This window comes from Streptomyces apricus, assembly GCF_008369065.1.
GTDB classification, from domain to species: domain Bacteria; phylum Actinomycetota; class Actinomycetes; order Streptomycetales; family Streptomycetaceae; genus Streptomyces; species Streptomyces apricus.
This window is the reverse complement of record NZ_VDFC01000046.1, coordinates 623,707-633,987: the sequence shown is the minus strand read 5'-3', so window position 1 is coordinate 633,987 and position 10,281 is coordinate 623,707. Positions and strand designations below refer to the sequence as shown.

Annotated in this window: 7 protein-coding genes; 2 read left to right on the top strand and 5 right to left on the bottom strand. The window is 70.3% G+C overall.

The genetic code is table 11. From position 1 onward, the window contains the following. Positions 1-1,043 (bottom strand): mechanosensitive ion channel family protein (locus FGF04_RS22930; RefSeq protein ID WP_149513786.1); only part of this gene is annotated, 1,043 nt, incomplete at its 3' end. 107 nt (positions 1,044-1,150) lie between these two features. Between FGF04_RS22930 and FGF04_RS22925 the strand changes: the two genes are divergently transcribed. After that, positions 1,151-1,720: a dienelactone hydrolase family protein gene (locus FGF04_RS22925; RefSeq protein ID WP_149513169.1), complete on the top strand. Its 570-nt coding sequence runs from the start codon at positions 1,151-1,153 to the stop codon at positions 1,718-1,720. A 43-nt stretch (positions 1,721-1,763) separates the two neighbouring features. Here FGF04_RS22925 and FGF04_RS22920 read toward each other — a convergent pair whose 3' ends face one another. The 4 genes from FGF04_RS22920 to FGF04_RS22905 form a co-directional block, all read right to left on the bottom strand. Next, a complete protein-coding gene (locus FGF04_RS22920) occupies positions 1,764-3,335 on the bottom strand; it encodes an alkaline phosphatase D family protein (protein ID WP_149513168.1) in 1,572 nt (523 codons plus the stop codon). Between the two features lie 75 nt (positions 3,336-3,410). Continuing rightward, a complete protein-coding gene (locus FGF04_RS22915; protein ID WP_149513167.1) occupies positions 3,411-4,211 on the bottom strand; it encodes a DsbA family protein in 801 nt (266 codons plus the stop codon). Positions 4,212-4,256: 45 nt separating this feature from the next. Next, a complete protein-coding gene (locus FGF04_RS22910) occupies positions 4,257-4,943 on the bottom strand; it encodes a hypothetical protein (protein ID WP_149513166.1) in 687 nt (228 codons plus the stop codon). Positions 4,944-5,025: 82 nt separating this feature from the next. Next, the gene (locus FGF04_RS22905; protein WP_268893784.1) at positions 5,026-6,531 is read right to left on the bottom strand and encodes a DUF2252 domain-containing protein; all 1,506 of its coding nucleotides are present in this window, start codon (positions 6,529-6,531) and stop codon (positions 5,026-5,028) included. Positions 6,532-6,671: 140 nt separating this feature from the next. Between FGF04_RS22905 and dnaE the strand changes: the two genes are divergently transcribed. Next, positions 6,672-10,217: a DNA polymerase III subunit alpha gene (dnaE, locus tag FGF04_RS22900; RefSeq protein ID WP_149513164.1), complete on the top strand. Its 3,546-nt coding sequence runs from the start codon at positions 6,672-6,674 to the stop codon at positions 10,215-10,217. Positions 10,218-10,281: the final 64 nt, after the last annotated feature.

The following is a 10,281-nucleotide window of genomic DNA, read 5'->3' as shown; positions in this document are numbered from 1 at the left end:
AGGGTGTCCGGGGGGAGGATCGCGTCGGCCGTGTTGACGCGGGGGAGGGCGTACGGGTGGTGGACGGTCAGCCAGCGCAGCATCTGCTCGCGGACCGTGACCCGCACCGTCCACACGTCGTCCGCGTCCTTCGCGGTGACCAGCGCGCGCACCTCCATCGTGCTGGGGGTGGAGTCGGTGACCGCGAGGCCGTAGTCGCGGCCGTCCCAGGCGGGGCACTCGCGCAGGATGTCGCGCAGCTTGGCGCGCATCTCCTCCACGGGCGCGTGGTGGTCCAGGTGGAAGAAGACCGTGCCGGTCATCTGCACCCCGCCGCGGGACCAGTTCTCGAACGGCTGCGAGGTGAAGTACGACACCGGCATGGTGAACCGGCGCTCGTCCCAGGTGCGCACGGTCAGGAAGGTGAGGGTGATCTCGTCGACCGTGCCCCATTCGCCGTTCACGACGACCGTGTCGCCGAGCCGCACCATGTCGCCGAAGGCGATCTGGAACCCGGCGAACATGTTGCTGAGGGTCGACTGGGCGGCCACACCGGCGACGATGCCGAGGATGCCGGCCGAGGCGAGCAGCGAGGCGCCGGCCGCGCGCATCGCGGGGAAGGTCAGCAGCATGGCCGCGACCGCGACCACACCGACGATCGCGGAGACGACCCGCTGGATGAGGGCCACCTGCGTACGGACCCGGCGCACCCTGGCCGGATCGCGGTGGGTGTGGGCGTAGCGGGCGTACGAGGACTCGACGATCGCGGTGGCGATCCGCACCAGGAGCCAGGCGGTGGAGCCGATGAGGACCAGGGAGAGGATCCGGCCGGCCCCCACGGAGTGCTCCTTGGTGAGCTCGGCCTGGTCGTACGATCCTCTCAGCAGTGCGGCGCACAGCGTGAACTGCAGCGGAAGACGGCAGCGGCGCAGCAGGCCCCACAGCGGGACCTGGTGGTGGCGTTGATCGGCGCGTCGCAGCAGCAGGTCGGCCGTCCAGCCGACCAGCAGCGTCAGTACGACGGAGCCGCCGATCACGATCAGCGGGCGAAGCACGTTCTCCATCCTTCGACCGTAACCGTCCCCCGGGGTGGCTAATCTGTGGTCCCGGTCATATCCGCCGCCCGGCGCCCCGGACCGGCGTGGCCGGGGGCGGCTGGCACCATGGCCCCATGAACATCATGCTCTTCCATTCGACCTACGGTCTGCGGCCGGCGGTGCGGGACGCGGCGGACCGCCTGCGGGCGGCGGGACACGAGGTGTGGACGCCGGACCTCTTCGGGGGGCGCGTCTTCGAGACGGTCGAGGAGGGCAGGGCCTTCCAGGACGAGCTGGGCAAGGACGAGCTGCTCAAGCGCGCCATCCTGGCCGCGGCGCCCTACTCGGAGCGGGGGCTGGTGTACGCCGGGTTCTCGCTGGGCGCGGCGACCGCGCAGACCCTGGCGCTCGGTGACGACAAGGCCCGCGGGCTGCTGCTCCTGCACGGCACGTCCGACATCGCGGAGACCGCCTCGGTGGACGAGCTGCCGGTCCAGCTGCACGTGGCGGAGCCGGACGCCTTCGAGCCGGACGACTGGCTGACCGCCTGGTACCTGCAGATGGGCCGGGTGGGGGCGGACGTGGAGATCTACCGGTACGCGGGTGCCGGGCACCTCTACACCGACCCCGGTCTGCCGGACTACGACGAGGAGGCCGCCGAGGCCACCTGGCGGGTGGCGCTCGGCTTCCTGGAGACCTTGTAGCGGTCCCGCGCGGGACCGCCCGTGCGCGGGACGCCGTGCCGGATCAGACCGGGTCGTACGTCCGCTCGACCTTCTGCGTGCCGCTGCGCGTGCGGTAGGAACGGGCCCAGGCCGCCGTCGCGTCCGCGGACGTGCGGTCGGAGAGGACGTAGTAGTCCATCTGCGCCCGCTCGGCGGTCAGGTCCAGGACGCCGTAGCCGTGGCGGTCGGTGTCGACCCAGTGGACGTGCCGGTTGGCGGCGCGGATCACCGGCGCGGCCAGGGCCGAGACCGCGCCCTCGGGCACCTTCACCAGGTCGTCGAGGTTGTCGGAGGTCACCGACGTGACGACGAACTCGGTGGCGGCGGAGGCCGACAGGGGGTACGTGGCGGCGTTGTACGGCACGTCGTTGGCCCAGGCCATGTGGATGTCGCCGGTGAGGAAGACCGTGTTGCGGATCGCGTTCTCCCGCAGGTGCGCGAGGAGTTCGCGGCGGTCGTCGGTGTAGCCGTCCCACTGGTCGGTGTTGAGGGCGAGGCCCTCCTTCGGCAGGCCGAGCAGTTCCGCGAGCGGTTTGAGGAGCTCGGCGGAGAGCGAGCCGATGGCGAAGGGGGCGATCATCACCGAGTTGCCGACCAGCCGCCAGGTGGTGTCCGAGGACCGCAGGCCCGCCTTCAGCCAGTCGAGCTGGGTCCGGCCGGTGAGCGTGCGCTCCGGGTCGTCCACCGAGCCGTTGCCGGTCTTCACCTGCTGCGAGCGGTACGAGCGCAGGTCGAGCAGCGACAGGTCGGCGAGCCTGCCGAACCGCAGCCGCCGGTAGGTGGTGCCCTCGACCGCGGGCCGCACCGGCATCCACTCGAAGTAGGCCTGCTTGGCGGCGGCCTGCCGGGCGGACCAGGAGCCCTCGGCGCCCTCGGTGTGGTTCTCGGCGCCGCCCGACCAGGCGTCGTTCGCGAACTCGTGGTCGTCCCAGATCGCGACGACCGGGGCAGCGGCGTGCAGGGCCCGCAGGTCCGGGTCCGTCTTGTAGCGGCCGTGCCGGACGCGGTAGTCGGCGAGGGTGACGATCTCGTGCGCGGGGGCGTGCGGGCGCACGACGGTGTCCCGGGTGCCGTACTCGCCGGTGCCGTACTCGTAGACGTAGTCGCCCAGGTGCAGCCAGGCGTCCAGGTCGCCGCGCGCGGCGAGGTGGCGGTACGCCGAGAAGTGGCCGGCCTCCCAGTTGGCGCAGGACACCACGCCGAAGCGCATCGAGGCCACGGCCGCGTCGTGGGCGGGCGCGGTGCGGGTGCGGGCGGCGGGGGAGTCGGTGCCGCCGGCGGAGAAGCGGAACCAGTGGTCGGTGGCGGGCCGCAGACCGCGGACGTCCGCCTTCACGGTGTGGTCGGAGGCGGCGGTCGCGGTGACGGAGCCCCGCGCGACGACGTCCGTGAACGCCTTGTCGGTGGCCACCGTCCAGGCGACCTCGACGTCCGGGCCGAGCCCGGAGCCGGGGACCGCCTCGGGCACGGGCGTCACCCGCGTCCACAGCAGGACGCCGTCGGGCAGCGGGTCGCCGGAGGCGACGCCGTGSAGGAACGCGGGGGCCTGGGCAGGGATCTGATGCGACTGGTCACGGCCGGTCACATTACTGATCGGTAGAGCTCTCCGTAAGGCGAACGACGTGAAGGGCGGGCGAACGTCGGGCGTTCGCCCGCCCTGCCGGGGCCGTTACTTGGTGACGCCCGCGTCCTTCAGGGCCTTCTGCCAGTCGGCGACCGAGCTCGGGTTCGTGATCACCTTGTCGTTGATCTTGATGGTCGGCGTCGAGTCGACCCCCTCGGCGTCGTCGAAGGACTTGCTCATCCTCATCGCCCAGGCGTCGTAGGTGCCCTTCTCGACGGCATCCTGGAACTTCTCGTTGCCCTTCAGCGCGTCCACCGTGTCCGCCACCTTGATCAGGTAGTCGTCCTTCGCGAGGTCGTCCTTCGTCTCCTCCGGGTGGTACTTCGCCGAGTACAGCGCGGTCTTGTACTCCAGGAACGCCTCGGGGCTGACGTTCAGCGCGGCGCCGAGCGCGCTCACGCCGTTCTTCGAGCCCTCGCCGCCGAGGTTGCCGTCGAGGAACGTGCCGAGGGTGAAGGAGAGCTTGTAGTCGCCGTCCTCCATGCCCTTGTTGACGGTCTCGCCGACGGTCTGCTCGAAGGAGGCGCAGGCCGGGCAGCGCGGGTCCTCGTAGAGGTGGACCGTGTTGTCGGTCTTGGAGTCGCCGATGACGACGGTCGTGCCGTTCTTGCCGCTGGTGTTCGCGGGGGCGACGACCTTCGCGTCGGCGGCCTCGTCCCACTTCGAGGGCTCGTTGTTCTGCACGACGGCCCAGCCGATGCCGCCGGCTATCGCGAGGACCGCGACGATCGAACCGGCGACGACGAGCTGGCGCTTCGCCTTGTCGCGCTTGGCCTGGCGCTCGCGCTCGACGCGCAGCCGCTCACGGGCCGCCGACTTCGCGGCCTGGGTGTTCCTCTTGCTCATGGTGATTTCTCCGTGGTGATGGCGGGTGTACGGGGATCGGTGTGCTCAGGCGGAAAGGGCCGAGCACGGCGGTCCACGCCGTCCCAGGGAGTGCACGAGCAGCCGCGTGCGGGTGGCGGCGACCCGGCGGGTGGGCCGCGGCAGCCGGCGCACCGGGGTGAGGGGTGCGGCCACCGCGGTGACCGCGATCAGCAGCGGGCGGAAGGTGGTGGCGGCCATCGCGTCCAGGAACTGGCCGAGGGCCCGCTCGCCGCGCCGCAGCCAGGCGGCCGCGGCGAGGCCGACGCCGATGTGCGCGCCCAGCAGCAGCCAGGCGGCGCCCGGGTCGGCCTGGGCGAGCAGCGCCGCCGCGGGGGTCGCCTCGCCGCCCGTCACCCGGGCCAGCGGGGCGCCGACCTCGCCGCCCCCGCAGAGCACGTCGAGGCCCACCGAGCGCAGCGGGCCGGCGACCGGGCCGCCCGCCCTGCCGTAACAGGCGTGCTGGCCGGCGGTGAACAGCGTGTCGGCGGCCAGCTCCAGCGGGATCAGCAGGGCGGCGATCCGCCCGAAGCCGCGCTCCCGGCCCGCCAGCGCGTACGCGACGGCGAAGACGGCGCCGGCGAGCGCCGCCACGGTGGCCAGCGGCAGGGGGACCCGGGACAGCAGCACGTGCGACGCGGTGCTGAGCGTCACGACCACCGCCGTGAACAGCGCCGCGCGTACGGCTCTGAGCTGGGTCCCGGATATGTCCATGGCCTGAAGAGTCTGTCACGTACTCCGGTAAGGGACCCCTAAAGGGATCCTGTGGACGGGGTCCCCGTGCGGGGAGGGGCGGCTACAGTCCCGGGATCTGCCCGTTGCGGAACAGGTCCACGAAGATCTGGTGGTCGGCGCGGGCACGGGCGCCGTAGCTGTGCGCGAAGTCCACGAGCAGGTCGCCGAAGCCGTCCTCGTCGCCCGCGATCGCCGCGTCGATGGCGCGCTCCGTGGAGAACGGCACCAGCTCCGAGTGGCCGCTCTCGTCGTCCGCGGCTGCGTGCATCGCGGCGGTGGCCCGGCCGAGGTCCGCGACGACCGCCGCGATCTCCTCGGGGTCGTCGATGTCGCCCCAGTCCAGGTCCACCGCGTACGGCGAGACCTCGGCGACCAGCTGGCCCGCGCCGTCCAGCTCGGTCCAGCCCAGCCACGGGTCGGCGTGCGCCTGGAGGGCGCGCTGGGAGATCACCGTGCGGTGGCCCTCGTGCTGGAAGTACTCCCGGATCGAGGGGTCGGTGATGTGCCGGGAGACGGCCGGGGTCTGGGCCTGCTTGATGTAGATCACCACATCGTTCTCCAGGGCGTCGGTGGCGCCCTCCAGGAGGATGTTGTACGAGGGCAGGCCGGCCGAGCCGATGCCGATGCCGCGGCGGCCCACGACGTCCTTCACCCGGTAGGAGTCCGGGCGGTCCAGGGACGACTCCGGCAGCGTCTCCAGATAGCCGTCGAAGGCGGCCAGGACCTTGTAGCGGGTGGCCGCGTCCAGCTCGACGGAGCCGCCGCCCGGGGCGAAGCGCCGCTCGAAGTCGCGGATCTCCGTCATCGAGTCGAGCAGCCCGAAGCGGGTCAGCGAGCGCGCGTCGCGCAGGGCGTCGAGCAGCGGTCCCTGGGCGCTGTCCAGCGTGAAGGGCGGCACCTCGTCGCTCTTGGCGCCCGTCGCGAGGGCGTGGACGCGCTCGCGGTAGGCCGCCGCGTACGTCCGCACGAGGGCGGTGATCTGGTCGTCGCTCAGCGCCTTCGCGTAGCCGATCAGGGCCACCGAGGCCGCCAGGCGCTTGAGGTCCCAGGTGAAGGGGCCGACGTACGCCTCGTCGAAGTCGTTCACGTTGAAGATCAGCCGGCCCTGGGCGTCCATGTACGTGCCGAAGTTCTCCGCGTGCAGGTCGCCGTGGATCCACACCCGCGAGGTGCGCTCGTCCAGGTACGGCCCGGTGTGGGCGTTCTCCTGCTCCAGGTCGTGGTAGAAGAGGTTTGCCGTCCCGCGGTAGAACGCGAACGCCGACGCCGCCATCTTCCGGAACTTCACGCGGAACGCGGCCGGATCGGCGGCCAGCAGGTCGCCGAAGGCCGTGTGGAAGACGGCGAGGATCTGTTCGCCGCGCTGCTCGGCGCTGAGCTGCGGAACCGACATCGCTGGGTGCCTCCTGGTGCAGGTACTGCCTGACGAACGGGACAGGACGCGCCGTCCGGCGGAACGGATGTCTCCGCCACCGTCCAACGCGCGGGGGGCCGCGGGAGTGCCCGTTTCCCCCGCACGAAGGTACGGGGGGAAGCGCCCACCCGTCACCCGACCGCCGCCCCTCATCGAGGCGCTGCGCGCCGGAGTGCTTGACCCAGGTGTCAGTCCTCGGGCATAGACTTCGTCGCTGTCCCCCGGACCGTCCGCAGCCCTTCGGACATCCGTCGGGAGCCCGTCGACGCCAGTTCTTCTTGGAGGCCGAAACCGTGTCGAAGCCGCCGTTCACGCACCTGCACGTCCACACCCAGTACTCGCTGCTGGACGGTGCCGCGCGGCTCAAGGACATGTTCGACGCGTGCAACGAGATGGGCATGACGCACATCGCGATGTCCGACCACGGCAACCTCCACGGGGCGTACGACTTCTTCCACTCGGCCAAGAAGGCGGGCGTCACGCCGATCATCGGCATCGAGGCGTACGTCGCCCCCGAGTCGCGGCGCAACAAGCGCAAGATCAAGTGGGGGCAGCCGCACCAGAAGCGCGACGACGTCTCCGGCTCCGGCGGTTACACCCACAAGACGATCTGGGCGGCGAACAAGACGGGGCTGCACAACCTCTTCAAGCTCTCCTCGGACGCGTACGCCGAGGGCTGGCTGCAGAAGTGGCCCCGCATGGACAAGGAGACCATCTCCCAGTGGTCCGAGGGCCTGATCGCCTCCACGGGCTGCCCCTCCGGCGAGCTGCAGACCCGGCTGCGCCTGGGCCAGTTCGACGAGGCGCTGAAGTCGGCCGCCGAGTACCAGGACATCTTCGGCAAGGACCGGTACTTCCTGGAGCTGATGGACCACGGCATCGAGATCGAGAGCAGGGTCCGCGAGGACCTGCTGCGGATCGGCAAGAAGCTGGGCATCCCGCCGCTGGTGACCAACGACTCGCACTACACGTACGCGCACGAGGCGACCGCGCACGACGCGCTGCTGTGCATCCAGACCGGCAAGAACCTCTCCGACCCGGACCGCTTCCGCTTCGACGGGACCGGTTACTACCTGAAGTCGACGGACGAGATGTACGCCGTCGACTCCTCGGACGCCTGGCAGGAAGGGTGCGCCAACACCCTGCTGGTGGCCGAGCAGATCGACACCACCGGCATGTTCGAGGCGAAGAACCTCATGCCGCGGTTCGACATCCCCGAGGGCTTCACCGAGGTCACCTGGTTCCAGGAGGAGGTGCGCCGCGGCATGGAGCGCCGCTTCCCCGGCGGCGTCCCCGAGGACCGCCAGAAGCAGGCCGAGTACGAGATGGACGTCATCATCCAGATGGGGTTCCCGGGGTACTTCCTCGTCGTCGCCGACTTCATCATGTGGGCCAAGAAGCAGGGCATCGCGGTCGGCCCCGGCCGTGGCTCCGCGGCCGGCTCGATCGTCGCGTACGCCATGGGCATCACCGACCTCGACCCCATCCCGCACGGCCTGATCTTCGAGCGGTTCCTCAACCCCGAGCGCGTCTCCATGCCCGACGTCGACATCGACTTCGACGAGCGCAGGCGCGTCGAGGTGATCCGGTACGTGACCGAGAAGTACGGCGCCGACAAGGTCGCCATGATCGGCACGTACGGCAAGATCAAGGCGAAGAACGCCATCAAGGACTCCGCGCGCGTGCTGGGCTACCCGTACGCGATGGGCGACCGGCTCACCAAGGCGATGCCCGCCGACGTCCTGGGCAAGGGCATCGACCTGAACGGCATCACCGACCCCAAGCACCCGCGCTACGGCGAGGCTGGCGAGATCCGCGGGATGTACGAGAACGAGCCGGACGTCAAGAAGGTCATCGACACCGCCAAGGGCGTCGAGGGCCTGGTCCGCCAGATGGGCGTGCACGCGGCCGGCGTGATCATGTCCAGCGAGCCCATCGTCGACCACGCCCCGGTCTGGGTGCGGCACACCGACGGCGTGACCATCACCCAGTGGGACTACCCGCAGTGCGAGTCGCTCGGCCTGCTGAAGATGGACTTCCTGGGGCTGCGCAACCTCACGATCATGGACGACGCCATCAAGATGGTGAAGGCCAACAAGGGCATCGACCTGGAGATGCTCGCCCTGCCGCTGGACGACCCCAAGACCTTCGAACTGCTCTGCCGCGGCGACACCCTCGGCGTCTTCCAGTTCGACGGCGGCCCGATGCGCTCCCTGCTGCGCCAGATGCAGCCCGACAACTTCGAGGACATCTCCGCCGTCTCGGCCCTCTACCGGCCGGGCCCGATGGGCATGAACTCGCACATCAACTACGCGGAGCGCAAGAACGGCCGCCAGGAGATCACCCCGATCCACCCGGAGCTGGCGGAGCCGCTCGAAGAGGTGCTGGCGGTCACCTACGGCCTGATCGTGTACCAGGAGCAGGTGCAGAAGGCCGCCCAGATCATCGCCGGCTACTCGCTCGGCGAGGCCGACATCCTGCGCCGCGTGATGGGCAAGAAGAAGCCCGACGAGCTGGCGAAGAACTTCACCATCTTCCAGGCCGGCGCCCAGAAGAACGGCTACAGCGACGAGGCGATCAAGGCGCTGTGGGACGTCCTGGTCCCGTTCGCCGGCTACGCGTTCAACAAGGCGCACTCCGCCGCGTACGGACTGGTCTCCTACTGGACCGCCTACCTCAAGGCGAACTACCCGGCCGAGTACATGGCCGCGCTGCTCACCTCGGTCAAGGACGACAAGGACAAGTCGGCGATCTACCTCAACGAGTGCCGGCGCATGCGCATCAAGGTGCTGCCGCCGAACGTCAACGAGTCGGAGCAGAACTTCGCCGCCCAGGGCGACGACGTGATCCTCTTCGGGCTCTCCGCCGTGCGCAACGTCGGCACGAACGTCGTCGAGTCGATCATCCGCAGCCGCAAGGCCAAGGGGAAGTATGCCTCCTTCCCCGACTACCTCGACAAGGTCGAGGCGGTCGCCTGCAACAAGCGCACCACGGAGTCCCTGATCAAGGCCGGCGCCTTCGACACGATGGGGCACACCCGCAAGGGCCTCACCGCGCACTTCGAGCCGATGATCGACAACGTGGTGCAGGTCAAGCGCAAGGAGGCCGAGGGCCAGTTCGACCTCTTCGGCGGCATGGGCGAGGAGGACAGCAGCGAGCCCGGCTTCGGCCTCGACGTGGAGTTCACCACCGACGAGTGGGACAAGGCCTACCTGCTCGCCCAGGAGCGGGAGATGCTCGGCCTGTACGTGTCCGACCACCCGCTCTTCGGTCTGGAGCACGTGCTGTCCGACAAGGCCGACGCGGGCATCGCCCAGCTCACCGGCGGCGAGCACGGGGACGGCGCGGTCGTCACCATCGGCGGCATCATCTCGGGCCTCCAGCGCAAGATGACCAAGCAGGGCAACGCCTGGGCGATCGCCACCGTCGAGGACCTGGCCGGCTCCATCGAGTGCATGTTCTTCCCGGCGACCTACCAGCTGGTGTCCACGCAACTCGTCGAGGACGCGGTGGTGTTCGTCAAGGGCCGCCTGGACAAGCGCGAGGACGTCCCCCGCCTGGTCGCGATGGAGCTGCAGGTCCCCGACCTGTCGAACGCGGGCACCAACGCGCCCGTGATCCTCACCATCCCGGCCCTGAAGATCACTCCGCCCATGGTCAGCAGGCTCGGTGAGATCCTCAGTCACCACCGGGGCGAGAGCGAGGTGCGCATCAGGCTCCAGGGTCCGAGCAAGACCACGGTCCTGCGGCTCGACCGGCACCGGGTCAAGCCCGACCCCGCCCTCTTCGGCGACCTGAAGGTCCTGCTGGGCCCGGCCTGCCTGGCGCTGCCCGGCTGACCGTTCCGACGGCCGGCCGGCCGTTCCCCGCGACGGCGCGAGGGGCGCACCCGTGCACGGGCGC

Excerpts from the sequence above, each read along its gene's own strand:
- FGF04_RS22925 (WP_149513169.1), top strand. The coding sequence starts at position 1,151 with ATGAACATCATGCTCTTCCATTCGACCTACGGTCTGCGGCCGGCGGTG.
- FGF04_RS22915 (WP_149513167.1), bottom strand. The coding sequence starts at position 4,211 with ATGAGCAAGAGGAACACCCAGGCCGCGAAGTCGGCGGCCCGTGAGCGG.
- FGF04_RS22910 (WP_149513166.1), bottom strand. The coding sequence starts at position 4,943 with ATGGACATATCCGGGACCCAGCTCAGAGCCGTACGCGCGGCGCTGTTC.
- FGF04_RS22905 (WP_268893784.1), bottom strand. The coding sequence starts at position 6,531 with ATGAGGGGCGGCGGTCGGGTGACGGGTGGGCGCTTCCCCCCGTACCTT.